The organism is Prauserella endophytica, from assembly GCF_005146945.1.
Lineage (GTDB): Bacteria > Actinomycetota > Actinomycetes > Mycobacteriales > Pseudonocardiaceae > Prauserella_A > Prauserella_A endophytica.
The window spans coordinates 354,962-381,099 of the sequence record NZ_SWMS01000005.1 but is presented as its reverse complement, the minus strand read 5'-3'; the positions used below and the strand labels follow the sequence as shown (position 1 = coordinate 381,099).

Annotated in this window: 22 protein-coding genes; 11 read left to right on the top strand and 11 right to left on the bottom strand. The window is 67.1% G+C overall.

What is annotated here, in order from left to right; genetic code table 11:
* Window positions 1-158 precede the first annotated feature (158 nt).
* Window positions 159-389 (top strand): hypothetical protein, encoded by a 231-nt coding sequence (locus FCN18_RS12835; protein ID WP_206077878.1) that lies wholly within the window; start codon window positions 159-161, stop codon window positions 387-389.
* Between the two features lie 10 nt (window positions 390-399).
* Here the strand turns inward: FCN18_RS12835 and FCN18_RS12830 are convergent, their stop codons facing one another.
* The 7 genes from FCN18_RS12830 to FCN18_RS12805 all read right to left on the bottom strand — a co-directional run bounded on the left by FCN18_RS12830 (window position 400) and on the right by FCN18_RS12805 (window position 5,315).
* Entirely contained in the window at window positions 400-1,062 is a 663-nt protein-coding gene (locus FCN18_RS12830; protein ID WP_158303096.1) for a nuclease-related domain-containing protein, read from the bottom strand.
* Window positions 1,063-1,246: 184 nt separating this feature from the next.
* Window positions 1,247-1,609, bottom strand: a complete 363-nt coding sequence (locus FCN18_RS12825; RefSeq protein ID WP_137095106.1) for a VOC family protein — start codon at window positions 1,607-1,609, stop codon at window positions 1,247-1,249.
* A gap of 247 nt (window positions 1,610-1,856) precedes the next feature.
* Window positions 1,857-2,183, bottom strand: coding sequence for an anti-sigma factor antagonist (locus FCN18_RS39070; RefSeq protein ID WP_158303095.1), 327 nt, complete (start codon window positions 2,181-2,183; stop codon window positions 1,857-1,859).
* Between the two features lie 145 nt (window positions 2,184-2,328).
* On the bottom strand, window positions 2,329-2,793 hold the full coding sequence (locus FCN18_RS39065; RefSeq protein WP_158303094.1) for an ATP-binding protein: 465 nt from the start codon (window positions 2,791-2,793) through the stop codon (window positions 2,329-2,331).
* 179 nt (window positions 2,794-2,972) lie between these two features.
* Complete coding sequence (locus tag FCN18_RS12815; RefSeq protein WP_137095101.1) at window positions 2,973-4,244, bottom strand: ApeA N-terminal domain 1-containing protein; 1,272 nt, start codon at window positions 4,242-4,244, stop codon at window positions 2,973-2,975.
* A gap of 412 nt (window positions 4,245-4,656) precedes the next feature.
* Window positions 4,657-4,884: a hypothetical protein gene (locus FCN18_RS12810; protein ID WP_137095099.1), complete on the bottom strand. Its 228-nt coding sequence runs from the start codon at window positions 4,882-4,884 to the stop codon at window positions 4,657-4,659.
* Between the two features lie 65 nt (window positions 4,885-4,949).
* Complete coding sequence (locus FCN18_RS12805; protein WP_137095096.1) at window positions 4,950-5,315, bottom strand: hypothetical protein; 366 nt, start codon at window positions 5,313-5,315, stop codon at window positions 4,950-4,952.
* Window positions 5,316-5,337: 22 nt separating this feature from the next.
* Between FCN18_RS12805 and FCN18_RS12800 the strand changes: the two genes are divergently transcribed.
* The 7 genes from FCN18_RS12800 (at window position 5,338) to FCN18_RS12770 (ending at window position 18,469) form a co-directional block, all read left to right on the top strand.
* On the top strand, window positions 5,338-6,690 hold the full coding sequence (locus FCN18_RS12800) for a helix-turn-helix domain-containing protein (protein WP_137095094.1): 1,353 nt from the start codon (window positions 5,338-5,340) through the stop codon (window positions 6,688-6,690).
* 325 nt (window positions 6,691-7,015) lie between these two features.
* Entirely contained in the window at window positions 7,016-7,729 is a 714-nt protein-coding gene (locus FCN18_RS12795; RefSeq protein WP_228713900.1) for a hypothetical protein, read from the top strand.
* On the top strand, window positions 7,726-9,723 hold the full coding sequence (locus tag FCN18_RS12790) for a hypothetical protein (protein WP_137095092.1): 1,998 nt from the start codon (window positions 7,726-7,728) through the stop codon (window positions 9,721-9,723). The genes FCN18_RS12795 and FCN18_RS12790 overlap by 4 nt, the downstream gene beginning before the upstream one ends.
* Before the next feature lie 88 nt (window positions 9,724-9,811).
* Complete coding sequence (locus FCN18_RS12785) at window positions 9,812-11,878, top strand: hypothetical protein (RefSeq protein WP_137095089.1); 2,067 nt, start codon at window positions 9,812-9,814, stop codon at window positions 11,876-11,878.
* Window positions 11,879-12,195: 317 nt separating this feature from the next.
* Complete coding sequence (locus tag FCN18_RS12780) at window positions 12,196-12,651, top strand: hypothetical protein (RefSeq protein WP_137095087.1); 456 nt, start codon at window positions 12,196-12,198, stop codon at window positions 12,649-12,651.
* Window positions 12,652-12,672: 21 nt separating this feature from the next.
* Window positions 12,673-14,160 (top strand): lipase/acyltransferase domain-containing protein, encoded by a 1,488-nt coding sequence (locus tag FCN18_RS12775; RefSeq protein ID WP_137095085.1) that lies wholly within the window; start codon window positions 12,673-12,675, stop codon window positions 14,158-14,160.
* On the top strand, window positions 14,153-18,469 hold the full coding sequence (locus tag FCN18_RS12770; RefSeq protein WP_137095083.1) for a hypothetical protein: 4,317 nt from the start codon (window positions 14,153-14,155) through the stop codon (window positions 18,467-18,469). The genes FCN18_RS12775 and FCN18_RS12770 overlap by 8 nt, the downstream gene beginning before the upstream one ends.
* A gap of 452 nt (window positions 18,470-18,921) precedes the next feature.
* Here the strand turns inward: FCN18_RS12770 and FCN18_RS12765 are convergent, their stop codons facing one another.
* Both FCN18_RS12765 and FCN18_RS39060 read right to left on the bottom strand, forming a co-directional pair.
* A complete protein-coding gene (locus FCN18_RS12765) occupies window positions 18,922-19,653 on the bottom strand; it encodes a hypothetical protein (RefSeq protein ID WP_170200545.1) in 732 nt (243 codons plus the stop codon).
* Between the two features lie 939 nt (window positions 19,654-20,592).
* Window positions 20,593-21,555, bottom strand: a complete 963-nt coding sequence (locus FCN18_RS39060) for a hypothetical protein (protein WP_158303093.1) — start codon at window positions 21,553-21,555, stop codon at window positions 20,593-20,595.
* Between the two features lie 260 nt (window positions 21,556-21,815).
* On the opposite strand from FCN18_RS39060, the gene FCN18_RS12755 reads away from it, so the two are divergent.
* Window positions 21,816-22,742 (top strand): VOC family protein, encoded by a 927-nt coding sequence (locus tag FCN18_RS12755; protein ID WP_113644167.1) that lies wholly within the window; start codon window positions 21,816-21,818, stop codon window positions 22,740-22,742.
* 10 nt (window positions 22,743-22,752) lie between these two features.
* Here FCN18_RS12755 and FCN18_RS12750 read toward each other — a convergent pair whose 3' ends face one another.
* Window positions 22,753-23,106: a YciI family protein gene (locus FCN18_RS12750; RefSeq protein WP_137095079.1), complete on the bottom strand. Its 354-nt coding sequence runs from the start codon at window positions 23,104-23,106 to the stop codon at window positions 22,753-22,755.
* A gap of 131 nt (window positions 23,107-23,237) precedes the next feature.
* Here FCN18_RS12750 and FCN18_RS12745 point away from each other — a divergent pair, with 131 nt between their 5' ends.
* Together FCN18_RS12745 and FCN18_RS12740 are read left to right on the top strand one after the other, a co-directional pair.
* Window positions 23,238-23,702: a hypothetical protein gene (locus FCN18_RS12745; protein ID WP_228713899.1), complete on the top strand. Its 465-nt coding sequence runs from the start codon at window positions 23,238-23,240 to the stop codon at window positions 23,700-23,702.
* Between the two features lie 770 nt (window positions 23,703-24,472).
* Window positions 24,473-25,372, top strand: a complete 900-nt coding sequence (locus tag FCN18_RS12740; RefSeq protein WP_137095078.1) for a nitroreductase/quinone reductase family protein — start codon at window positions 24,473-24,475, stop codon at window positions 25,370-25,372.
* Between the two features lie 4 nt (window positions 25,373-25,376).
* Here the strand turns inward: FCN18_RS12740 and FCN18_RS12735 are convergent, their stop codons facing one another.
* A complete protein-coding gene (locus FCN18_RS12735; protein ID WP_137095077.1) occupies window positions 25,377-26,090 on the bottom strand; it encodes a Clp protease N-terminal domain-containing protein in 714 nt (237 codons plus the stop codon).
* Between the last annotated feature and the right edge of the window lie 48 nt (window positions 26,091-26,138).

Sequence of the window (26,138 nt, the reverse complement as noted above, 5' to 3'; positions counted from 1 at the left end):
TGACCGCTGGCCGGGAGCCGAGACCTACTGATCAACAACGCCGGAAACACCGATCATGGGATAGACCCGGCAAGCCGGCCAGGAGGAGGTGCGCAGATGCCGGGACCACACCTGCGTGCACTTACTGAACCGTTCAGTGTGGATGTCTACTTCCACCGTTGGCCTTCCGGCACGGAAAGGTCGAACTCGTCGACGGCGTGCTGGTGTCCTCCGGCCAGTTCGACGAACGTGACCTTCAGACCGCGCAAGGCGCCTACCCAGGCCGCCAGGTGATCCTCAAGGAGGGAGGCGGCATCGAGATCCATCCCGCCAGTGCCACACGACCGCGCTCGATCTACGAGACCTACCTCGAACGCCTCCGCCAGCGCGGTGCGAACAGAGACAAGTAGGGCTCAACGCCTAAAGCCTGTAGAGAATGTCCGGAGCACTGACGTGCGGATGCAGCCGATCCACGTCGCGTAGATCCACCGGCTGCGCAGGCGATGGGAGGACCTCATCGAGCGCCCCGGCCGCGATTTCGGAGTCGTTGAGCAAGCACATCTCGGCACCTTTGCGCGAAAGGAAGCGAGCCCGAGGAACGCTGGGATGGTCGTAAGAAGTCTCATGCGGAACAACCCAGATCGCGGCTCCGCCCTTGCCGTTGGTTAGACGAAACGGCACACCTGCGTGAGAGTACGCGTGTTGGTCGTCCATCCAGGGTTGCGGGCTTCGGCTGCCATCAGAACGCACCAGCACACCCTTACCTGCCTCAACGCGGAGACTGCCGGCACCACAGCCCTTCGCGTCGATCATCAACCACTCGCCGCCGGTCAGAATCAGGTGATCGATGTTGCTGCCACCAAGGCTGATCGGCTCCAATCCCGCTCCGGTGATGTTGTTCAAACCGACCAGGTCATGGAAGACGTGTACCTCGTCCGGCCGACTGGCCAACCACAGATGCAGCACCTGGGCGACACGTTCCTCAAAGAACGCCCCGCGCCGGGCATTAGCTGTCCCCGACCACCGCCACTCGTCCGACTGCCGCAAACTCTGCCCAGGACGACCGTGTACCACGGCACCCACGCCCAACTCCTGTCGCCGTTGATCTCCAGTGACAGGATGGCAGCCACCTCCGACATTTCACCCTCACTCATGATTCCCGGCGCTCGCCAGTTGCGCGGCCTCACTCCGTGACCACCGCGAACGGCAAACCGATATCACCGCAAGTGATTGACCCACCAGGTGCCGCCCCGGACCGCGCCCGGTGTTACTCGTTCGGGTCGTGGTGCTGAGCGATGTTGAGCACGATCCCGCCCGGTGCTCGGACGAAGAATCGGCGGATGCCCCACCCCTCGGTGGTCAGCGGGTGGACGATCTCGTAGCCGAGGCGTTGCGCGGTGGCGTACGCCTCGTCGACGTCATCGACCTTGACCGTGAGCAGCGGGTTCTCGGGTCCGGTCGCGTCCCGCGAGAGCAACTGGATGTGTTCGCCCGAGGCGGGCACGACGACGCGCGTAACCCAGTCCAGGCCCATGTCCTGCGCATCGAGGCCGAGGAAATCGGTATAGAAAGCCTTCGCCTCGTCTAGGTCGGGCACCGTGAGGTCGGCGGTCACCCGGATGACTCGCATGAACAGCTCTCCGTCCGCATCGACGAGTAGGTTCGCATCCGTCGTAATCAGCCCGCATGCGTGATGTCAACGGGTCTGATCGAAGTACATGATCGACAGGTACGACCGCCGACGCGCCGGACCACCAACGCCCTTTGGGGACAACTAGCGTGGTCAATCGGTGACAACAACCGCGATCCGACCCAATCGAATCCGCAGGACCACATCGGCGGCAGGTGACAGATAGCGCGATCCGTCACACGCCGGGTTACGCCTTGCTGGCGTTGAGGGCCTCGTCGACGGTGTGGTATAGCCTCAGTTCGTCGTCGAGGCCGGTGATCTCGATGGGTCTGATCACGGGGCGGTTCGAGTCGACCACGATACGTAAGGTGTCGCGGTGGGTTGGTGGGTGGTGTGCTGCTTGCAGCAACGCGGTGAGGCCGGCCGAGTCGAGGAACGTGACCGCCGTTAGATCCACAACGCACAGTCCGCCGCCTGCACGGTCGATGGCGGCGGTGATGGCTGTGTGTAGCAGCGGCGCGGTGTCCAGGTCGACTTCACCGGTGACCGCGACCACGAGAGTGCCGTCCACCACCTGGTGGAGGATGTCCAGCCCCGGCGGGGACGGCTCGGCTTCGGATCGCTGGGTCACGACTACGCACGCTACGCGGATCGCCCGACTTGCGATATGAGCGCGGCGGGGCGTGACCTCGTCGAACGCGGCGCGGAGGGCGGGTTGTTCAGGGCTGGCCGATCGGTGCCACGGACAGATGTCGGGCCGGGCCGCGGCTGCTGCTCGCACCGTCCAGGGATACTTCGGCCCACACGGTCTTGTGGTCGGCGTGGTGCTGGACGCCCCAGGAGGAGGCCAGCTGATCGACCAGGACCAGCCCGCGACCGCCGGATCGGTCCGGGGTGCGCATCCTCGGTCCGGCGAGGGAGGCGTCGTCAACCTCAATCCGCAGGCGCCGGCCCTGGCTGACCAGGCCGAGGCGACAGGTGCGAGGGCCTCGGGCGTGCCGATGGGCATTGCTGACCAGTTCGTCGACGACCAGGACGGCGTCGTCGGCGACGATGCCGTCTCGGCCGGCCAGCACGCGGCGGACAAGTTGACGAACGTCTCTGGTGGGCATCGTGTCCAGGTCACAGCTCACGGCCAGCGGGCTCGGTTCTCGGTTGGCCGTGTCCCGTGCCTGCATGGACATGCACCCGCACCACCCTCGCTTACACGCGATCGCCGCCGAACAGATGCGACGTAGGAGGTAGGTACCCGGCGTTCGATCCAGGCAAACAGGCCGGAGTAGTCCCGCGCATACCCCACGGTGCCGGGGCGAACCGAACGTTTCGCTTGCCAAGGGAACGGACACGCTGACGGCGGTCAGGGTCAGTAGTGCCGACGGACCTGTTTGCTCAAGAAGAGGAATCGCTGCGACCTGGTCATCAGGTGGTGGTAGACCGCTGGCGGAGCTGTGGCCTCGGCCAGCAGGTTGAGGACGAACAGCCAGTAGGCGCTCTCGGACATCTCGAACAGCTCGGCTGCGCTTTGGTGCAGCGGCACCGGATCGCCGTGTCCGAGGTTGTTGCGGAGCTTCACCATGCGCTTGCACCACCGCTGCGTGGCGTCTTCTTGCCCGATCAACGCCTCGAACGGTTGCGCCACATTCTCCGCGAGCCGGAGATAGCGTTTCACCAACCAGATGTCATCGCCGTGTTGCTCCTTGTCGAGCCCTTCCAGCGCCGCCGCCCGCGTGAAGAAGGAATCCTGCACGGTCGGAGCCGCGTCATAGCGCGGACGGAGGACCTGCCGCACCAGCGCGCGATGGGCCCGGACCGCGCCGAGGAATCGCCCCAGAACTTCGGCGCCGCCCAGCTGCCCGTAGGTAAAGGCCATGCGGTCATCGATCAACTGCTTGCGGTCGGGATCCGCCTGCACCCGCCACTGCTCGTGCACGTCGACGAGTTGGCGTGTCGAACCGCCCGGCTTGGTCAGGGCCGGGTGGCTGTAGTGGACGTCCTCGAACGCCACGACCCGGTCGGACGCGATCGTGACCGCCGCCAACAGGTCGAACGCGTGGTCCAAGGCCGAGTCCAGCTCCACCGGCGCAGCGAACTCGAACCGCGGTGTGACGGTCTGGCGCAGCTCCGTGCGCCCCACGTCATAGGTAACGCTCAGCCGATGGATCAGGTTGAGCTGCGCGCCCGCGTCCAGGGGGATGAGTTCGGTCTGCTGGTTGGCGATCGGGATACCGTCTGCGAGCGCTTGCCGCTCGGGCATCATCGTGGGCGCGCCGTCGAGCAGCCAGAGCACCATGTCGCTGATACGGGTGACGAGCCGGTCAAGCTCCACAGGCTCGCCGTGCTCATAGTGGGCATTGACCAACAGCTTTCCGACGGCGAAGCGCTGGCGACGACCGAACGGGTTCTCGAAGGTGCGCCGGCAGTCATCCAGCGTCAGGCCACAGCGGTCAGTCTCACCCAGGATGCGCTGGTAGTTCGGTACCGGGCGCTGGTTGATGCGATCCCAGATGTCCGCGAAGCTGCCAATCAGCGACAGCACACCACCGTCGGTCGGCGAGAAGGTCACGACGCCGCTTATCCTGTCCGCCGGGGCGTCCGGCAACCAGAACTCGCCGTCAAACTGCACCTGTCCCGCCATCGCCTACCCCACATCGATCCGTTACGAGTCGAACCCGCCAGCGTAGAACGGGAATCCATCACGACCAAACGGGTTCTCTTCTAATCACCCAGACCAGTCACCCCATGAAACGGCGGCCGGCCGAAGTGCGACACCTGCAGAGGCGTGCTTGACCCCCGAAGCATGCCCGCGACCCCGGTCCGGTTCTCCGTGAGCCGCCGGGGTCGTGCTGCGCCTCTGACCATTGGCGCTGGGACGCCCCTGCTCCCCATCAGGGCCTTGAACCGCCCTGAGTGTGAGGTCTCCTCGGACATTTTCGGACGTGAAGGCACGGCACCGTTGGCGGAGAGTGACCACGTTGAGTCGAACGCACCGAGCCTCCAGACAGAGGTACGTCGTCTGGAGGCTCGGTGGTACTACGGGGTTACTGCCGTCAGGCGATCACGCCCCCGCCGCATCCGGGCTGGTCGGGGAAGGTCATGCAGTAGACCTTGCCCGCCCACCAGCCGGGGAACGGGATCATCCAGGCTTGCTGGCTGTCGGTCTCCCGGTCTGTCTGGCTTGAGGCCAGCGGGGTGGTGGCGATCATGCCTGCGGGCATCGCGATCAGGGCGGCGGCGACGAGTGCTCGTGCCGCGTGCCGCTTGAGCTTCGTCAACATCACCTCACCTCTCTCGATTGTTGATCGTGGATACCCGCCGGGTCGACGGGTATTCCGTCGTGGTGTTAGCGGGCGCAGCGCCAGGAGTACGGGTCGGATCCGTTGAGGACGACGGCGTAGGCGCCGTTGCCGTACTGGTTCCTGCAGGCGGCGTTCATGTCGACGCTGTAAAGGTTGCCGGTGTAGGGCGAGTAGCAGCGCCAGGAGTACGCGTTGTGCGGGTCCAGCAGGCGGGCTTCCAGCGGGCGCCACTCCTGCACGCGGCACTGCTGGGCGATGTCGATGCCCCCGATGATGGTCGCGGCCGACGCGGGTGCCGCGGTGGCAAGACCACCGAGGGCGAGACCGATCGACCCGAGTGCGACGACCGCGGCCCGGCGCAGTCGGCGAGCTGGGTCGCGGGGCGGCGACGGGACGGTTGTGAGGGACATGAATGATCCTCCGTGGTTGTGGATGGAGATCGCCGCCGCGACGGACACGAGCACGGTGTCTGCCTGGGCGGCGTGGGCACCGAAGTGGTGCCGTGCCTCTGTCCTACCGACCGTCGATTTGTCCAGAAACCCAGGTCAGAGCTGGATAATCGTCCGAACAAAGGGTGAGGAGGCTGGTGTGACACCAGGGCGCCCGCTCAAGCCGCTCGATCCCGATGCAGGACCGGTAGCGCGGTTCGCGTCGAAGCTGCGCGCGGTGCGCGAGGCAATGCCCAAGCCGCCGCCGAGCTACCGGGAGTTGGGTGACCGTGTCCACCGGTCGAAGTCCTCCTTCTCCGTGGCGTGCTCTGGTACCGAGCTGCCCACCTGGGACGTGACCGCGGACTTCCTCACGGCATGCGGCCGAGAGGTCGACACCGAGTGGTGGACCGACTGGACATCAGCTCGCGCCGAAGCTGAAAGCCTCGGCTTGAAGGTGCCCGCGCTGCCTGTCCAGCCTCCCTTCCCGGACGCCGAGACCGACGACATCGAGAAGAGCACCACACACGAAGGTGCATCCGTGCTAGAGCCCCAGGTCAACGGCGGGTCGAGCTCGACGTCCGACGAGGCAGCGACGCCGCATGCTGCCTCGTCGGATCAGGGTGAGAAGGCAACGGCACCACCTGGGGCGGCCAAGAGCCTCCGGAGATGGATGACAACCACGCCCGGTGTGGTGGTGACACTGGTGACCGTCGGCATGCTGGTCGTAGGGATCGTGCTGTGGAGTCGCGCAGACTCGACGCCAGGCGGGCCGAGCCCGACATGCGACGACATCGGCGCCGCCTACGACAACGTCGACGCCTACCGAGTAAACCGGCAGGCGTGGCTGAACGCCTACAACGCCGCAGGAGGTCGCGACAAGCTCGGCTGCCCCGTGTCGGTCCGCGAACAGGGCCTGGTCCACGAGTGGGGCCGCGGCCTGAGCCAAGACTTGGCCGACGAGCAGAACCGGCAGACCCGGCTGATGGCGCTCGACTCCGACAAGGTGATCGTCATGACCGGTACCTACTGGACCGACTACACCAAGCCCCACAACCAGTTCGCCGCCGGCCTCCAGGGCTACCCCACCTCCGACCCCATCACCTGCGGCAACGCCCGCGTAGTCCCACTCGAAGGGGGCGAGTTCACCCCTGGTGCGATGGTCAGCAGCACCCCTGCAGAACGGTTCGTGTGGCTCCCACGCCCAGTGTGGTTGCGCTATCTCGAACTAGGCGGCCCGCAAGGCACGCTCGGACGGCCGCTGAACCCGCTCGACGAGAACGTCGAAAGGCGTGATCCAGTTCGAGAACGGCACGACGATCGAGATGCGGGACCGTCAGGCGACCGTCAACAATGACGGCGCAAAGACCGTCCCAGCGACAACGTCCACCGTCTCCTGCCTACCCTGACCAGCGCACATCGCCGAGTGTTGATGAGCGTCGGCGGCGTAGCGTTCGGCTTTCTGGACGCGGCTCTTGATCGTCTCTAGCGGCTTCATCGGCTAACGAGGTCGAACATGCGTACGAACACACTTGGAAGCATCGCTAAGTAGGAACACCCGCCGACCCGCTGGACCTCCGTCGGACCTGCGCAAGAGCGTCGCTCTCGCCTGAATAACGAAGTCCGCCTGCAGGGCGTTTCGATCTTTGGCTGTCACTCAGGGTCGCCTAGGCTGACTGATCGTGGACGGCGACAGTGGTCACGACGTAAACGACGAGGTCAGCACGGCTGCGACCAGCCGCGAGCAAGATGCGGTGCGGATCTTGTTGTTGATCGACGGCGCTGCCGAACCCCTCTCTGCGCCGATCCGTGACGACGCGGCCCTGACGGATGCTGTCGGAATCGTGGAGGGGCAGCTTCGGCTGCAGAAGCTGGACTTCTGGCTACGGAGTCCCGATTTCCTCGCCGACGAGTTGCTCAACGACTACGAGCGCAGCGGGGAGCCGAGACTACTGGACTTGGCGGCACAGATCCTCGACTCCGAGGAGCCCGAGGTACGCCGATACCCGATGCTGCGTCACCATTTCGGCGCCTACGAGCCGCTCGATGACGCCCTGGCGGTCCTACGCAGCGCGGGGCTGGTCGTGCGTCGCCGCCATGGTCGAGTCGGCCGGACCTCGCGACACGACTACTACCTGCTGGCTCGGGGCCGCGACGTCGCCCGAACGGTCGTTGCTCAGGCGCCAGCCTTCCGCTACTACGTCGATCGTGTGCAGTTGGTGCTCGATCTGGCCGACGGACGAGGGGGGAACCAGTTGAAGGAGCGCCAGTACCTGCAGGACGAGTACGCGACGGCGGCCCCTGGAACACGAATCGGCAGCATCAGCGCTCGGGCACGGAGCCGTCTCGCCCAACTGCGGGCGGGGACCCCGGTCACCGACGGAGTGGACGCATGACCGTGGAGGCATCCAGCGCCGAACATTCCGGCTCGCTCGTCGGCCGAATCGCTGCTGCGGCCAAGACCACCGAGGACGATGTTGTCGCGGTCTTCACGACCTACGGCATCCCCCTGGCCTACCCGCCGGCACGGCCTCGATCTGTTCGTGTCCACCGCCTTCGCGTCCTTGGGGTTCGCGCCGGAACGAAGCATGACGGCCCGTTTGACCGCACCTTCACCTTCGACACCGACTTCACCGCCCTGGTCGCGTCGAACTTCCGCGGCAAGACCAGCGTCTTGGAGATCATCACGTGGTGCTTGCGAGGGTCACCCCGCGACCGCCTTCAGGCTGATGTCCGCCGATGGCTGTCAGGAATCGAACTCGACGTCACCATCGCGGGCCAAGCGGTTGGGTTTCGCCTCTCCCTGGACAAAGGTGCCCTGGTCAGGGGCGAGGTGCTCGCAGCCTCGCAGCGGCAGCGCCTCACAGCGGAGAACAGTGATGCGGGACGCCAGGGCGTCTCGATCCTCGTTGACACGGCAGACGAAGACGACTTCGCCGCGCAGGTGGCCACCTTGATGCTCGATCGGCTCGACCTGCAGCCATTGGTCAACTCGGTGAGCAAGGACAAGCAGGTCGGCACCCAGACTCATGGCTGGCCCGCCTACTACTCCGCGATCAATCTCCCGGCAGGCCCTGACAAACCCCTGCTCGGGGATCAGCCGATGGCCGGGCTGCCCGGACGGCTGTTGCAAGTGTTCCTCGACCTGCCGGCTGCCGCGGTACTCACGCGGGTGAAGGCGACGCGCGAAGTGCTGCAGTCGGAGGTCTCCCAGGAACGTGATCGGGCACGGCAAGTAGCCGAGCAGCGGGTGGCTGACCGTGCCCGAGCCCAGGAGGCGCTCACGGCCGCCCAGGCCGAACTCGACCGACTCGTCCAGCAAGCGCCTGGCCCGTCGCTCACCGACCTGGCAGACGCCGCAGGCCGACTCGCCCGCCACGTTGCCGATGCCGAAGAGGACTGGGATCAGCTGAACCGTGCCTATCGCGCCGCGCGGCGGCAACGCCAGGCGGACGAAAAGGCGCTGAACGACGTCAAGGAAAGCGAGATCGCCCGACTGCTGTTCCACGGCTTGGACCCCAGCGCGTGCCCGCGCTGCGAGACACCAATCACCAAGGAACGCCGCAAGGAAGAGCGCGATGTCCACCGTTGCGCGGTCTGCACCGCTGAGGTCGTCGGTGAGACCGCCAGCGATGAAGAAGTCGAGGCCGAAGCACAGGCGCGTGTCGACGCCAGCAAATCGGCCGAAGACGCGGCGCGACAGGCGCTGGAATCCGCCGAATCCACTCTCTCCCAGCTCACGGCACAGCTGGACGAGGCGCAACAGCGGTTGCGGACCGCCGGCAGCGACGACACGGTGCGTCAGCGCATGACGGCGGAGCTTGAAGTGGCGCGGTGGAAGGGCGCGCTGGAGATGGTGCCCAAACCGGCCGAGCACGACGGCAACGAGGAGTCCACCGTCCTCAAGGTGCTCGCCGCCGCGGACAAAGTGCTCGATCAGGACAGCAAAGCCGCTGCAGCCGCACTGTTCACCGAGCTGAACGCCGAGATCGCTGACCTTGCCCGTCGGTTCGGGATGAGCGCGCTGGAACGGGTGGAGGTCAACCGGGCCGCTCAGCTCAAGGTGATCAAAGGTGGCGGCGCGCAGTCGTACTTCGGCAAGCAGAGTCCCGGCGAACAGGTACGGCTGCGCATCGCCGTTGTGATCGCCTTGCTGCGGGTGGGTGCACGTCTCGGGATCTCGACCCATCCCGGTCTCGTCCTGATCGACAGCCCCAAAGCCGAGGAAGTTCAAGACTTCGACGCAGCCGTTGTCTTCAAGGAGCTCGCGGAGTTGGCCGCGAACAACCACATCCAGGTGCTGATCACAACCGCGGACCGCGAGCTGAGCAGGGCCGTTCTGCCCGCAGACTGCCTTGTCACGGCTGAGGAAGGTGCGCCGCTGTGGTGACCTTGACACCTCCGCAGCAGCTTCCAACGGGCGCAGACTCTGCAGTGCTCGACATGATCGGGAGAAACGACCGCGCAGCCTGGCGGTTGTGGCCATGACCCGGCTCGCTGAACACCTCGTCGACACAGCAGTCGACGAGACTCCGGCAGCGATCGCTCAACTCGGCGCAGAGGCGGTGGCGGAAGAGGCAGCCGCAATCGCCGCCAGCCCGCTGGCGCCGGTGCTGGCGCACGCGCTAGCCCACATCGTCGGCGCCGAGACCGGCGAATGGCAGACAGCCACTGCCAGCTTCATCGAGGGCCTGACCGACCAGCAGAGTCTGCTGGCGCTGGCGAGCAGTCTGGACGAGCTTCTCGCCAGCCCCATCACAGTGGACACACAAGGGATGCAGTTGCACAACGTGTTGCTGCGCGACCTCGCGCCACTGATCCACTCCAATCCGTTGCTTGCAGCCGGCCGCCTCGAAGGAGCCGTCCGCTTGGCGGTGGCAGGTGCCGTCACGCCGTTCGGCGTTCTCGGCCACCTAACGGCACTTCCTTCCGACGCCCCCGAGGAGTTCACCGAACGCCTCCCTCGCCTGCTCGGCGCCGCGATGGATCGCTGGGCGAACGAGGCCACGATCGCCGCCGCGCTGCATGCTGCCCTGGATCACCTTCGACACGACGGTGCGGCAGGTGTGGATGCTGCGTTCGAACTGGCTTGCTTCCAACTGAGGTCCGCGCTCACCGCGGAAACGTTGCCAGCGGCCATGGAGGCACTCACTAGCGCACGTTCTGGCTTCGCCACTGTCGACACTGCCGAGGAAGCCCGGCACGACGCGCGAGCGTACGCGGCTGCGTGTGACGCTCTCCTCGCGTTCGCTGCACAGGATCAGCCCCGGTTGGCCGACGCCGCCAGCCGGCTCACAGATGCCCTGAACCAGCGCGAGGCGTGGTCGGGCGGGATGAACGCGCCGACGTGGCTTCAACCACGACGTGCCGCAGAACTCGCGTGGCGGCGACTCGTACTTGTACTGACCGCGGCGGCCGAGCGCCTGTCTGAAACGGTCTGGATGGACGTGTGGGACGCGCTCGCAACGGTTCTCGACGCCTACACCCAAGCACGCACCGCCAGACCACTACCGGGCTTGGAAACGGCGCCCGGATTGGCCGCAGTCGTCGAGCCGACTATCGAAAACCAAATACTGCACCAGCAAAGCCTGCTTGCGGCGCTCCGCCGCTCAGTCGTCGAACTGTCCAAGCAGGACACCCCATCCCTCGACTCCAGCACGGTCGAGCTGCTCCTCACAAGGATCGAGACCGCGGCCATCGGATCGCGCGAAGGTCACACGCGCTCAGCGCGACCGGCATCAGACGGGGACGATGACGAGGAGCCTCACCAGGTCGACACTGCTCGGCTGTACCGTCTTGCTCCGTCGCTCGTTCACATCCTCGGCGAGCATCAGGCCGCGGGCCTGGCCACCGATATCAGCGACGACAATCTCCAAGTGCTGGAAGGGGTTGTACACAGCACCGAGCTTGCGCGCTCACGAACCGCACACCCCGTGCTCGATCGCCTTCTGGACGACCTACTCCGGCAACTGGCCCAGTCCCCAGACTTCGTCGGCGACGTACGAGACACCTTTGGCCTGCTGCTGGAACAGACCCTACTGTTTCTCCTCAGCCGCGCCGACCTCACGACCAAGACGTGGGGACTGCACAAGAAGAACAACGACTACCGCAGGGAACTCAAGGCTGGCGAAAGCCGACCCGTTGAGGCGGACCTACAACAGGATTTCCACCAATGGCTCCAAAGCGGCCCTCTTAGCGGTCTGGTCTCGGTTGAGCGCAGCGACATCGCCATGGGCCGGGCAGACGTCATCGTGGCGTTCGGAACCATCCGCTACCTCACCGAGATCAAACGGGAACTCAGCGATTCCGCCCCGGAAAGCCTTGAAGGGCATTACCTTCGCCAGGCTGCGGAGTACGGCAACACGAACGTGCCCTTCGGCCAGCTCCTTGTGCTCGACTTGACGCCGCATCCGGACGGTGCACCACGGCTCGACGAATCGGTGTGGCTCGCCCGGCATCGTCCCGCTGGCGCCGGAAAGGACCGCAATGTAATCGTTGGCGTCGTGGCCGGCAACCGGCCCACACCGCACGATCTGTCTTCCTAGCCGCGCACCGGTCGCCACAGGATCCACTCGGGCTGACATCTGAACCGGCTACGCGACGGGTCAGCGGTGTTCGATGAGGACCGTGTCCTGCCAGACGCCGTTGAGTTGGGCGATGCGTTCGCGAATGCCGACGGCCACCTGACGGCGACGTCGCGGGACGTCGCGAGCTCGATCGAGCCACGGTGTTGGACGACCTGCGTCAGGCCGCCACTGCATGGACGTACTGCACGATCCACGGTCGACCAATCCTTGCCGATTCGTACACGACTCCATACGCTTACCGAGTCGTGTACGAATCCGTAGGAGCGGAGATTGTAATGACGAACGCCGTGAGGACCACCGTGGTGCAGGCCATCGCCGACGCGCAGACGCTCCTCGACCGCTTGAAGGGAACGCTCGCCATGATCGATGGCGAGGTGACAGTGGACCTTGGGCGGCAAGGCATCTGGACCAAGGGCGAGGTCGTCTCCCTATGGGAGAAGTCCAAGCACCTGCCGGGCGTCAGATCGCTGTTCGAGATCACGGAACGCCGTGTTGGCGACCGGGTAACGTTCAGCGAACTAATCGCCTACTCGGGCCTGGACGCCAAGCAGCAGGCCAACGAACATGCCCGAATGAGCCGTATCGCGGCTGATCTGTTCGGCGGCAAGCGCTGGCCGATCGAGAACTGGCAAGGCTCCAAGGGAGAAATGATCTACCGAATGCGCGAGGAGATCGCGGCCTGGTGGCGTGAGATCGAGACCCAACCCGGCACCCCCTTAGTGATCAACTAATGGTCAGATACTGTGCTCGGCGTGACGCTCGACACAGGCGCCAATCCTCTGCCTGATCATGCAGGACCGGAGCTCCGTCTGAATCACTCCCATGATGCGGTCGTCGTGATTCCAGGGATCATGGGCAGTACGTTGGTGGACACCGCCACGAAGAAGACGCTGTGGGGTGTGAATCGTATCGGCTGGTACGGCCGGGCGTGGTCCACCGGGTCGTCGCTGCGCGACCTCGCCGATCTGGAACCGGGACGGATCAAGCCCCAAGGGCTATTGCGGTTTCCGGCCTGGGCGCCGCTGGGCTACTTCGAGCCTTACGACAGGCTCGTCCGTCACCTCAAGGAGATGGTGCATCCACGCGCCGTGCGCGAGTTCGCCTATGACTGGCGGCTGCCGGTACTGCACAACGCTCGCCTGCTCGCGCGGGCCGCGCAGGAGCACCTGGCGACGTGGCGGGCCACCCAGGATCATGAACGGCTCAGAGTGTTGCAGGCTGACCCCAGCCCGGCCCGGTTGGTGCTGGTGGCCCATTCCATGGGCGGTCTGCTGGCGCGAGCACTGCCGCTTGTCGAAGGCACTGAAGACGAGGCCGGTGAAGTTCCCACGGTGACCGAGGACATCCGGGCCACCATCACACTGGGGACACCGTTCCGAGGTGCAGCTAAGGCAGCGATCATTCTGGCGAACGGGCGCGGCCTACTGCCTCCAAGACGGCGGATGATGCGGCTCGCCCGGCAGCTGCCCGGAATCTATGACCTTCTCCCGTCGTACAGGTGCGTGGACGAAGGCGACCACGTCCGGCCGCTGACTGCCGAGGACGTCGCTAGGTTCGGCGGGGATCCGGTCGAAGCCCAACGTGCCTTCGACGACAGAACGCGGCTCGACACCCAGTCGCTGATTGGGCACCGATTGGTGATCGGCGTCGAACAGCCCACGCTCGCCTGCCTGCGGCTGGATGACGAAACTGTCGAGGGACTCGGCCACACGTTCCGTCCCTCACGCGACGGAAAGATCGTCCATGACGAGCGCGGCGTGCCGGCGCATTTCCCAAGTCTTGGGGATGGCACCGTTCCGGTCGACTCGGCGATCGTGCGGGGTGTGCCCACGGATCCTCGGGCGCAGCAGCACGGCAGTCTCGCCAATGTCGACGAGGCGATATCTTCCGTCCGGTTTGTCATCACGGGCGAACCGCAAGGGCCCACACTCGCGCCACGTGGCCAGGTGGGCATCGACGCCCCCGACGTCGTGTCCGTCGGCGCCGAATGGCCCGTGGCAGTCACTGGAGTGGAGGGCCCCGATGACGCCACCTGCCAGGTGATTGACGCCGAGACCGGCAAGCATGTCGCTCGGCCCCAGTTGGAAAAGCGCGATGGACAGTGGCAGTTCACGGTCACTGTCCCCGACCAACATCTGTACGAGATTGTGGTGGATGCGGGCAGCGGCTCACCCCTCAAGCGAATGACACTCGCGACCAGCCAGGACGAACCTGCAGACGATCTTGGAGACAATGACTGACTCGCTCCCCGAACCGCGGCTGGAGGTCTTCCCCGTCGCGATCGGCACCTACCTGCATCACGACAACCTCAACGTCGGCCCCGAGGTCGAAGAGGTCGCCCGAGTGCTTGCCGAGTACGGCGGGATGCTCGTGCCGTGGGGCAACTGGACGCAGAAACGTGATGGGCAGACCGTCCACGAGCGGATGGACCAGTGGGCGCAGAGCTTTACCGGCAACACCTTCCTCTACTGGGTCGGGCACGGCTGGGCCACCGGTGATCGCGCAATCTTGCTCCACACAGATTCACCCAAGTCACCCGCCGATGAGCAAGGCGTTGTCCCCAGCCAACTCGCCGAATGGATCTACCAGCGCGAACGTCACAACCAGGGCACCGACACCTGGTCGATCATCGTGATCGACACCTGCCGGTCCGCTCAGTTCGTCGAGCGGCTGAACGCAGAACTGGACACACTCCAGGGTGCCCGCCGCCTGCTGCTCGTCGGCGTGTCCGGCGAGGGCACGACCAATCTGGGTGTCTTCAGCCGCGCGTTACGGACCGCCTTGCGCGACACCTTCGCGGCCGAACCGCACGTCGACCTGTGGGAACTTGGCAAGGAGCTGCTGGCGCGCCTGCCCAGCCACAACCCGCCGATCCCCCGGCACGTGCACCGGCTGGTGATGCGGCGCCAGATACCGCTGCCGACCCAAGCGACTCTCGATATGGCGCAGGCCATCCAGGCTGCGTTGATGAGGCTCAGCGAGGACGAGCGATACCACTACGTTCCCAAGGCGCAGGGCGGCGAGCTTCGGGAATTCGCCTGGTACTTCGAGGGACGCTCGCGCGAGCGCCAAGCCATCGTCGCCTGGCTGCGCACGACGGCCGAGGGCATGCTCGTCGTCACCGGCCGAGCTGGCAGCGGCAAATCGGCTCTGCTGGGCAACCTGCTCGTCCACTCCCGGCCGGAACTGCGGCAAGCCATGATCGACGCCGAGCTGCTCGAACCATTGCCGGAGGACGAGCAGCCGCCCGACGACGTGTTCTCCGCCACCGTCCACCTCACCGGTCTCACCGCCGCCGACCTCCTCGGCCGCATCGCCGACGACCTAGCGCTCCCCACGCCAGACCCTGGCGCGCCTCTCGCCGAGCAGACCGACACACTCATCACGGGAATCCGCGAACGTGCCACCCTCGTCACGATCCTGATCGACGCGCTGGATGAAGCCGACGACCCGATCGGCATCGCGCAGGCCGTGGTGCGACCCCTCTCAGTGCTGCCAGAGGTCCGGCTACTGATCGGCACCCGCCGCTCCACCTTCGAAAGCCCCGGCGAAGAGGAACCACCCGACCAGGACCTGCTCGACGCGCTGGACGTCCGCCCAGACCAGACCGTGATGGTGGGCCGCGACCCGCACTCCTGCCGCCGCTACATCTACAGACGCCTCGCCACCGCTGCTAAGGACGAGAGTCTGCGCGCCGAAGACGTAACGATCGAACACGTCGCCGCCACACTCGGTGAGACCGCTGGGGACTTCCTGTTCGCCCGGCTGGCGGTGCATGAGATCCTCGGCGACCCAGGGATCGTCCTGCCCGACCCCAGCCGAATGGACGACCTCGTCGAGCTGACGCGCACTACGCACCGCGGCCTGTTCGCACGCGCTGTGAGTCGCCTGCGCCGCAGGAGCCGCGTCAATTTCTGGCTACTCGCCGCCCTCGCGTACGCCCAAGGACGCGGGTTACCGATGCGCGACGGGATATGGGCAGCCGTGGCGAACGCGCTCAGCGATGACACCGAAACGGCGTCCCAAGACGACATCAGCACATTGCTCGAACACGCCGCCCCGTACCTTGCCATCGACCGAGACCACGGCCAGACCGTCTACCGGCTCGCACACCGCGCGTTCGTCGAGCACTTCACCGACCCGGACCAGAACCAGGGTCGACACAGGGCCATCACGCAGCGGCTCATCGCCCTCGGCAAGGAGCAACTGCAACTCAACCCGTACCTCGTGCACCATCTCCCGGCGCATGCCGGCGCAGGCGGTGAGTCCGCATGGCAGGATCTCGCTGCGCACTCGAAGATCCTGGATGAGCTGAGTTCCGCCGCCGTTACGGGCGCCGTCATGCGGACCGCCTTCGGGAGGTTCGTCCTGCCGCACCCGATCGCCGGGATTGTCGCCGCGTCCCATCTGCTCGCGTCCGCGCCGCCAGAGGACCGCGCCTTGCTCCGCTGGCTCTCCGTCGCCCGGCACACCGGTTCGATCGCGGGACCATCGGACGGCGCTGACGTGTCCGGCTGGTGGCGGCTTGGATGGGCACGGCTTGTTCCCCGTCCGTTGCACATCGTCCTGACGGGGCGGTCCACCGCTCGCAGCGGGAGCCGGGACCACTCCGACTCGATCCGAGCGATCGCGACCTTCGATCTTCCCCGGCGTGTCGGGCTCCTGGCCACCGGACAGACGTCCGGGATCGCGCGAATCTGGGACCCACTGACCGGCGGTCAGGTCGGCGAGGGCATGAGCCACAGCGCTGCCGTCTCCGCGATTGTCCCGCTCCAGCTCGTCTCCGAAGGAGAGGCACCCGAACAGGTCGCCCTCGCGGTCGTCACGGACGACGAGATCTACATCTGGGATCCCGCCATGCGACTCCCTGTCATCACGATCACCTCGGTCAGCGGTGCGCGTTTTCGGGCGCTCACGCCGGTGCGCTGGCCAGACGGACGAACGCTGCTCGCGGCCGGCGCCGACGACGGCACGATCGGCCTGTGGGACCCGATCACCGGTGCCCAGGAAGGCGACCATAGGCAGGCGCATGAGGGTTCGGTGAACGCGATCACCGCGCTGGATCCTCCGCAAGTCGGTGTTCTCGCGACCTACGGTGAGGACGGCACGATCCGCTGTTGGGAACATGATGCGGGGCGCTGGCGGCAGAGCGGAGAGCTGACGCCTAGCCCTCGCAGGCCCCGAGCCGGGTACGCGCTCGCCACGGTGCGGCTGGCCCCGAAGCGGACACTGCTGGTATCCGGCGGTCTCGACGCGGTGGTCCGGCTGTGGAACCCAGCTCAAGAGAAACCTGTCGCGGAGTTGCGCGGCCACCGGAACGCCGTGCGGTCCATCGCAACCGTGGAGATGCCCGATGGCACACCGGCGATCGCCACCGCGGGCGATGACCGGACGATACGGCTGTGGGACCCGCGCCGACATCGTGAGCTGGGACCACCGCTTAATGGCCATACGGCACAAGTCCTCGGTATCACGCAACTGAGCTTGCCTGGCGGCCCCGCCCTCCTAGCGACGAGCAGCCGCGACTCGTCTGTACGCCTGTGGGAACTCACCGAAAGCGCTGGGACCCGACCCGTGTCGAACTGGGCGGCGACAGTGACCGCACTCGCGGAGATCCGGGTCGGGCAGGACGGCTCGGTGATCGCGGCTGGCTACGACGATGGCACGGTGCAGCTCCTCGACGTCGACACCGGGAAGTCAGTTCGGCAGCCGCTGGAGGGCAACACGGTGGCCGTCAGGGCAATGAGCACCCTCGCGGTCTCCGCAGAGCTCAACCTCCTGGCGGTTGCCGGCGGCGACAGGGTCGTGAAGGTATGGAACTTCGCGGGCGGTGACGCCCACCCGTTCAAAGTGATCACGACCGGTCTCGGCTCCGTGTCCGCGCTGGCCCTCATCGCCAACGGTGATGGAACCGTGTGCCTAGTGATCGGAGGGAAGGACGGCGCGATCGAGTTCTGGGACCTGCTGCACCGTCGCCGGATCGGCCACGAGCCCGCCGCGCACAAGAGGCATGTCGCGTCGCTGACAGCCGTCCGCTTTCCTCGTGGTGACCTGCTCGTCGCCAGCGGCGGCCACGACCAGACAATCCGGTTCTGGGATCCAGTCACCGGGACCCGCGGGAACCTACCGCCCATCGACAACCGAGCGCCGTTCTCAGCGATGCTGCCGGTGCCCGACCACCTCGGCGACCCACTCGTCGCGGTCGCCTCCCAAGAGGACCGCGTAAAGATCAGGGTCTGGAACACCGTGACAGGTGAAATGGAAGGACGATCGATGTCCCCACCGCCGATCAAGGCGACCGGAGCACCATCGGGCGGAGGCGGGAGGGTGACCGCTATGACCATGATGCGCACGGATATCGGTCATGACCTTCTAGTCACAGGGAACACCAACCACACGATCCGGCTGTGGGACCTGGCAACCAGGACTCTTCTGCACCGACTCAACTTCGGCGAGGAAATCACGGCATGCCACGCATCCGGTGAACGGCTGATCGTGGGATCAAAGTCGGGCGTCACACTTCTCGAACTGAATCAGACACCGAATTAAGTGAGATCCAAACAAGCTGACGGGTCCGACCGGGGCTGGTGGTCAGCGTCGCAGTGGAGGGCGAGTGGATCGAGGGCCTCGGCAGCCACCGGACAGCGGGCGGCGCAAGAGCTCGGCTATGAGCCGATGGCACCGCTTGGGACCAGCTACGGGCAGAACAGGCGAGTCGGCGTGGAGGATGACGACGGCCTCCAACACAGGCATGACCGGTGTTGGAACACTGTCGATGTCCTCGCGCCACGCCGCGAACAACACCGCTAGCTCGTCATCTTCGTCGCCCATGCCCTGACCCCCGACGTTCAGCTATCTACAGGCGTCGTACCCGCCGGAACTGGCGTTACGCTCGCCGCCAGCACAGTCGCCGGGCGCACTCTGGTCGTGGCCAAGCGGCGGCAAGGCCGCAGCGTTGATCAATCTTGCGACCTTGCTCGCGACACGTTGAGCGATCTGCATCAGGCTGCCACTGCCTCGGCCCGCTGTACTTCCCGCGGGATATCGCTCGGCTCCGAATCGCTCTCTGTCTGCGACTGGAACTCGGATCGAACAATCTTGACCAGCCGTCGCGCCTGGGCGGCGCCCACGCCGAGCCGAACGCGCAGGGTGTCAGCCGATATCGGCTTCTGGTGCGCTGCGCGATGAGCTGCGTCCTCCTGACGCGCCTGCACCAAGAGGACCTCCGGCGAGCGCCTTCCGGCTGCCTGCCGCCCACCCTGCCGCATGACGACCTCCTCCTTGAGTTGAGGTTGCGCCTCTTCCATACGGTCATCCGACTTCGCAGGGACATGCGGCTCTGGCCGATCCGCATCGTGTACGGCCGGCATCGGGCTCGTCGTGCTGATCGCCTGTAGCAGGCCGGGGCCAACTTCCGACCAACCGATCAACAGAAGCGGCCCGACCGCGTCGAACGCCGCCTTCCCGTACTCGCCCGCAACGAGCGGCTCCGCCACGTTCAACGCGAGGGTGACCATGCTGGCGAAGATCAGCAGCCGACGGGCCGGCCTCAACACCTCTACGGAGGCACCAGTGAGCGCCAAGTGCCGCGTACCAAGCAGAAGTCCGAGGATCGAAAGATCGACTGCAGGCGCGACAAGCGGGGCAACCCAGGCAGGGACACCGAGCCGAAGAGCGAGATTGAGGACATTGCCGAAGCCGAAGAGGAACGTCAGCCCGACGACGGTACCCATGATCACAGTGACGGTCCGAACAACTGTTACCGGATCGGTCGCATGCTGAGCCACTCCGCCATTGGGTGGGCGCCCAGCCTCGCCTGAACGTGAGGTTTCTGTAGCGTCGCTCATTGGGTCCTCGCCCTCCTTACAGGGTGGGGGTCAAGGCCCCGCCGTGGGTGGTGACGCACCCGGCGGGGCCGCCTTCACAACGGCAGGTCTGGCCGGGCACGTCGTGCAGCACGACGTATTCGAGCTGAACTAGTACGGAACGCGATCTCGGATGCCCCGCAGCGCGATCCGCCGCAGGGCGTCCACTGTGTGAACGCGGGTCGACGCAGACGAGACCGCCAGATCACGTGCGACTCCCTGGCGTCGGCTCGTCCTCACCGGCAAGCTGAGCCGAGACTTGTCCGCTACTCCGATCGAGCGATACGCGGTGCTCAACGACCAGACGTCCCCTCAAGAAACCCCTGGTCGGAGCTGTTCCCATCTGCTGTGTGCCCTGCCGGGGGCGCTCCACCCCTGGTCACCGCGTTGACCAGGGGGAATGCGCACCGGCGCCCTACCACGCCGGGACGGGCGCGGCTGAGGAGCGAGAGATCCACCTCACTGATGCGCGCCGGCTCGGCGCGGCACCGCTGTTCCGGACCACCGTCCCGACTCCCCCCGGAGGGACAACCGGCTGCTCGGGTCGCGGAGGAGAGCGTGGCCGCTCCAGAGACCACCGAGGCCAGCGGGCGCGGTCGGGGCCTGCCGGTGGCCGCCATGTCCCCTGGGAAGCGGTGGAACGGCTCGGCTTGATAGGTGCGCGTCCGCACGCCGGACGCCTCGACTCGAGCATCCACAGGCACGGCTGGGGCCGGCCGCGCACGAGGCCAGCGCTCACCGCCGACCTCGACGAGGGCCATCACCTCGCGGACAACCTCCTGGCTGTCCACACGGGACGGTCAGCGGTCAGTCCTCGCAGGCCATCCCGTCACCGTCTCTGTCGAGGCGATACACATCGTCGCCCACCACGATCACCGGCCCACGCACGTAGGCGGGACCGTCGCCGCTGCCGCCTTCGCAGTCGACGTCGTGGGCGATGGGGACACAAGCGCCTTCGTAGCTCGGGTGACAGTCGGGCCCTGGCCCCGGTTCGGGAGCCGGTGGAGGTGGGGGCGGCGGTGCGGGCGCTTCCGAGCGCACCGGGTCGGGGGCGGGCTCCTGGTACGTCGGCTCCGGCGGCGCGGCCGGCGGCTCCGGCTCGGGGGCTTCCGTCGTCGGCTCCGGCTCGTCGGTGGTGGTTACCGGCGTGGTGGTCGTCGTGGCGGGGGCCGGCAGGGCGACGTCGGAGGCCGGCTGCCGCCCGTCGTCCTCGCCACCGTTGACGATGCCGACCAGGAGGAAGAGTGCGAAGACCGCGGCGGCGATCCACAGTGGACGGCGCAGGTACCACGGACGGCGCGGCGCCGGGGCCGGTGCGGCAACCGGCTGGAACACGGTCTCCGGCTGCGGCGCGGGGACGATCGGGACGGGCATCGTCACCGGCTCGGCGGGTGGCGGTCGCAAGGCGCCCTGGGCGTCCTTCGGCAGGCGCAGCACGACCTCGATCTTCTTCTCGCCCTGCTGGATCAGGGCCTCGCACCCTGGCCTGCCCCCGGAGGCCCCGACGCGTTCCATGAGCGGCCCGTAACGCTGCGACATCAGGTACGTCAGCTCGCCGATGCGGTGCCCGTCGAGCCGCACCTCCACGGCCCGCCTTCCCCTGTGCTTGCCCGACGTGATCGTGCACCAGCCCAGCTCCACGACCACGCGACGCTCACCGCCGGCCGGGGCGTACCGCGCCAGCTCCGCCTGGTGGTGTTCCTCGCGGGTCACCGTCACGCTCACCTCGCCGGGCAGCAGCGACAGTCCCGAGGAAGAGTTCTCGACCACGATGCGCTCCCGTGTGAGGCGGCCGGTACACCTACGAATCGATCCCCGGAGCTGGGCGTTACCGCAGGACACGGACCCGTCACGGCCAGGACACGTAACGGCACACGGCACCGCGCCAGTGTCTATTTCGGAGGCCCGTGGGCCCTGGGGGCGAACTCGTTGATCTGGGACGAAGCTCACGGCGGTGTCCTGCCGCGGAAACTGTTCAGTGCCAAGGGTCCGGCACTACCCTCCTAAGGTCACCCTAAGGAGGATGCCGGATGCCACGTGACGACGCGGCCACGCATGCGTTCCTCCGCTGCACGCTCAACACCGCCGACCGGGTGAAGTCGGCCCGTTTCTACCGCGAAGTGCTGGACCTGCGGCAGCGAGGCGAGTTCACCGACACCGACGCGGACGTCTCCGCACTGGGCATCTCGCAGCCCGCGCATCGCACCAGGTCACGCCTCTGGGACCGGCGCTGGTCGCGCCGGACGCCCGCGCTGGAGCTCGCCCAGTGGCACGAGCCGCGTGCGCACACGGTGGTGCCCACACCGGCAACCACGACCGGCCTCAGGGCGGTGGGCTTCCGGGTGGAGTCGGTGGCCACGGTGCGCACGGCCGTGGCCAGGGCGGGCCGCGACGCGCGGATGCTGCCCTCTGGCTGGCCCACCGGCACCGGCCCCACCGCGTGGACGCTCGACCCCGACGGGGTAACGGTGGAGCTGGTCCAGTCGCGCCTGACCGATACCGACGGCCCCGTGCTGTCGCACCTGCGGCTCAACTGCACGGACCTGGCCCGCAGCATCGAGTGGTACGAGCACCTCGGCTTCGACGTGGCCGCGAAGGAGACGTCGACGCTGCTGCCGGGGTTGCCGTTGGGGCTGGTCGGCCAGGTCGAGGTCGCGAGCGCCTCGCTCCAGCTCGGTGAGGACGACCCGTTCCGGCTCGAGCTGCTCCAGTGGGTCGACCCACCCGGCTCCGCCCCCGCGAGCTCCGCGGGAAACGCGCCTGGGCTGGCACACATCGCCTTCGCCGTCGAGGACGCCAGGATGGCACACCGCTACCTGGAGGCCGCCGGCCTCGCGAACGGCGAGCCGCCGAGATGGAACCCGGCGCCCGGCAGCACGCACGAGACCGGGTGGTCGGTGTTCCTCACCGACCCCGACGGCGTGCGCGTGGAGCTGGCGGAGCACACGCCCCGCTGAGGGACCGTCCTCAGCAGTGGTCGCCCTCCTCCATAGCCCTGACCTCGATCGGCAGCGTGATGGCCTCGGCCACCCTGCGGGCCCAGCCGAGCGCGGTCTCGCGGTCGGGTGCCTGGATCACCGTGAACCCGCCGATGTGCTCCTTGCCCTCGACGTAGGGACCGTCGGTGACGAGCACGTCGCCGCCTTTGGCGCGCACGACACTCGCCGTGTCCGGAGCTGTCAGGCCCGCCGCGAACACCCAGATGCCTGCCTCTCGCATCTCGGTGTTCACGGCCTCCAAATCCCGCATGATCGGTTCCAGTACCTCGGGCGGCGGCGGGTCGCCGTCGGGCTGGTAGATGCTGAGCAGGTAGTGCGGCACGGCTGCTCCTTCGCGGTGTCGGACCTTCCGGAATTCTGGATTCTTCCCCAGCGGCATGTCGATTCGGCGGCACCTGGTTCGACGTATGGGTAGAAGGTGCCCGAGGGGCACACACCGGGAGGAGGCCGACGATGTCCGAACACCGCACCGCGCAGACCACCGTCACCGACGCCGCCGTCACGCCGCTGCTGCGCCGCGACCGGCACCGTGGGCACCGCCTCGCTCCGGTGGACCCCGCCTACGCCGGGCTGCGTGATCGCGCCCTCGCCCAGACGCTCACCGCTGAGGACGCCGCCGAGCCGAACGGACTGGATCCGCTGGAGCGGCTGACGTGCCGCACCCACCGGCGCTGGGTGCACGAGTGCATCGCGAGCCCGCAGCACGTCTTCGTGGTCACCGGTCACCGCTGGTGCCGGGACTGCTCGACCGCGGCGAACGTCGCCGTCGACCAGTTGACGTGGCACGTGTCGGTGAGCTGCCCCCGCTGCGGGCGCAGTCCCGAGGGAGCCGCGACCCGCCAGATCGTGCGCACGTGCCGCGCGAGCATGGCCGCCGCCGCGCAGGGCCGCATCGAGGCCGACGCCGACGCCGCCTAGGAAAGCTGCAGCGCGAGGAGCGCTGCCCGTGGGTGGGTGCGGGTTCCCTCAGGGTCCGCGCCACCGTGGCGGCGTCGCCAGTGACGACGGGGTACCGCAGCGACCCGACCGGCCACGCCTGCCGCTGCGCGGCCTCCGCCAGTACTCGGGCTGGTGCGCGAGCAGGTCCGGTTCCACCGGGGCGGCGAGCACGGGAGCCGTCCGCTCGCGTGGCTGAGACACTCCACCGCCGCACCGGCGCTCGGCCGTCCAGCCGAGCAGGCCGGGTGCGGCGTCCAGCCCGGCGGGTCGAAGAACGGCGGCCCGTCCCCGATCCCCGGGCCGAACGGCGAGCCGATGAGCACCTCGGCGAACGAGGGCTCGGGTGGGTCCGGCGTGAGCACCCATCGCGTGACAGCTCGCATGGGAATCCTGACCGGATCCGACATATCCGCTCAGGATTCCCCCGATCATGGCGATTCTCCCGCTTTTCCTCACGTTGACAGGACGATCACGGTTCGGGTGTAATGGCGCTCGTGTCGCGTGTCGCCAACCGGGTTGAAGGTGGTCGGCATGGAGGCACCGTCATCACTAGGGGGTCCATCGTGAGTACTCACTTCACGGACGCCGGCTGATTTTGCCGTAGTGGCAGAGGCTTTCCGCCTCGCCGCGTTCTTCTCTCCCGCCACATCCGCACGGTCGCGTGCGTGTGTGTCCGCATTTCCTCGCGCCAGGGCGACGATTTGTCGTGCGTTCCTGCCGTTTTTCCCCGTACCGAAGGAGATTCCTACTTGCCAGCACATCCGAACGCACCTGCCAAGGTCGCGCCCTTCAACCAGGCCGTCGTCGACGAGTTCCGCGCCAACGGCGGCAGGGTCGGGGGCCCATTCGAGGGCGGGGGCCTGTTGCTGCTCACCACTGTGGGCGCGAGATCAGGCCAGCAGACCACCTCTCCGCTCGCGTACCTCCGCGTCGACGGCGAGCTCGTGATCGTCGGCTCCGCGGGTGGCGGACCGCGCAACCCCGCCTGGTACCACAACCTGCTCGCCCATCCCGCGGTCAGGGTCGAGCTGGGCACCGAAACCTTCGACGCCATCGCCGTTCCCGCCGAGGGTGCCGAGCGCCAGCGGTTGTTCGAGCAGGTCGTGGCCAGGGAACCGGGCTTCGGCGACTACCAGGCCCGCACCGCACGTGAGCTTCCCGTGGTGGTCCTGCAACGGGCGCGGTGGACCACGGAACCCGCCGAGGTGACGACGCTCGCCGCCAAGCTCGTCGAGATCCACACGTGGCTCCGGGCACAGCTCGCCGAGCTCCGCGCCCAGGCAGACGAGTACTTCGCGCAACCCGCCGGCAGGCCACCGGGGCTCAGCCTGCGGTTGCGCCAGCACTGCCTGGCCTTCTGCGAGGGACTGCACTTCCACCACGGCGGCGAGGAGGCGGTGCTGCTGCCGAACCTGGAGCGGGAGTACCCGCACCTGCGCGAGGCGATCGCACGCCTCCGGGCCGAGCACGGCACGGTCTCGCGCATCAGGGAGGAGCTGGAGAAGCTGCTCGCCGACATCACCAGCACCGGCCCGGCACGGTTCCGTGCGGAGCTGGAGCGGATGTCGGCCGAGCTGAACTCGCACCTGGACTACGAGGAGGAGCAGCTTCTGCCGGTGCTGGAGTCCGTTCCGTTCCCGCCGGTCTGATCCTCTACTGTGGACGGTTGGCGACAATCTCGGCGAGCGCGGCGAGCACGTTGGCCTCCACGTCGGCCTTGTCGAGTCCGAGGCCCGTGAGCACGCCGGCGTCGCCCTCGTGTTCCAGCAGACCGAGGAGGACGTGCTCGGTGCCGATGTAGTTGTGGCCCAGCCGCAACGCTTCCCGGAACGTCAGTTCCAGTGCCTTGCGCGCGGTCGCGGCGTAGGGCACGGCATCGGGCACGCTCCCGGCCTTCGCCGGCAGGGCGGCGAGGGCGGCCTGCCGCACGGCGGCGAGCGCGATTCCCTGCGCGACGATCGCCTTGGCGGCGAGGGAGTCCTGGTCGCCCAGCAGGCCGAGAACGAGGTGCTCGGCAAGGACCTCGGGGTTGCCCGCGGCGCGCGCCTCATCCTGCGCCAGCCGCACGACGTTCTTGGCGCGCGGGGTGAACCGGCCGAGGTCGTCCGGGTCGAGCACGGCGTCCGGCTTCGGCACGAAACGCTTCTGTGCCGCCTGCTTGCTGACGCCCATGCTCTTGCCGATGTCGGTCCAGGACGCGCCGGAGCGGCGGGCCTGGTCGACGAAGTGGCCGATCAGGTGGTCGGCCACTTCGCCGAGGTGCTCGGCGGCGAGCACGGCGTCGGTGAGCTGCTCGAGGACGTCGGTGTGCACCTTCTTGATCGACTCGATCAGGTCGTCGAGACGGATCTGGATGGGTTCGGTCACGGGTCAACCATAGGTTGACGATTCGCGCCTCGTCAACTCTGGGTTGAC

Excerpts from the sequence above, each read along its gene's own strand:
- FCN18_RS12825 (WP_137095106.1), bottom strand. The coding sequence starts at position 1,609 with ATGCGAGTCATCCGGGTGACCGCCGACCTCACGGTGCCCGACCTAGAC.
- FCN18_RS39065 (WP_158303094.1), bottom strand. The coding sequence starts at position 2,793 with ATGTCCATGCAGGCACGGGACACGGCCAACCGAGAACCGAGCCCGCTG.
- FCN18_RS12815 (WP_137095101.1), bottom strand. The coding sequence starts at position 4,244 with ATGGCGGGACAGGTGCAGTTTGACGGCGAGTTCTGGTTGCCGGACGCC.
- FCN18_RS12810 (WP_137095099.1), bottom strand. The coding sequence starts at position 4,884 with ATGTTGACGAAGCTCAAGCGGCACGCGGCACGAGCACTCGTCGCCGCC.
- FCN18_RS12805 (WP_137095096.1), bottom strand. The coding sequence starts at position 5,315 with ATGTCCCTCACAACCGTCCCGTCGCCGCCCCGCGACCCAGCTCGCCGA.
- FCN18_RS12800 (WP_137095094.1), top strand. The coding sequence starts at position 5,338 with ATGGAGATCGCCGCCGCGACGGACACGAGCACGGTGTCTGCCTGGGCG.
- FCN18_RS12790 (WP_137095092.1), top strand. The coding sequence starts at position 7,726 with ATGACCGTGGAGGCATCCAGCGCCGAACATTCCGGCTCGCTCGTCGGC.
- FCN18_RS12780 (WP_137095087.1), top strand. The coding sequence starts at position 12,196 with ATGACGAACGCCGTGAGGACCACCGTGGTGCAGGCCATCGCCGACGCG.
- FCN18_RS12770 (WP_137095083.1), top strand. The coding sequence starts at position 14,153 with ATGACTGACTCGCTCCCCGAACCGCGGCTGGAGGTCTTCCCCGTCGCG.
- FCN18_RS12765 (WP_170200545.1), bottom strand. The coding sequence starts at position 19,653 with ATGGGTACCGTCGTCGGGCTGACGTTCCTCTTCGGCTTCGGCAATGTC.
- FCN18_RS12755 (WP_113644167.1), top strand. The coding sequence starts at position 21,816 with ATGCCACGTGACGACGCGGCCACGCATGCGTTCCTCCGCTGCACGCTC.
- FCN18_RS12745 (WP_228713899.1), top strand. The coding sequence starts at position 23,238 with ATGTCCGAACACCGCACCGCGCAGACCACCGTCACCGACGCCGCCGTC.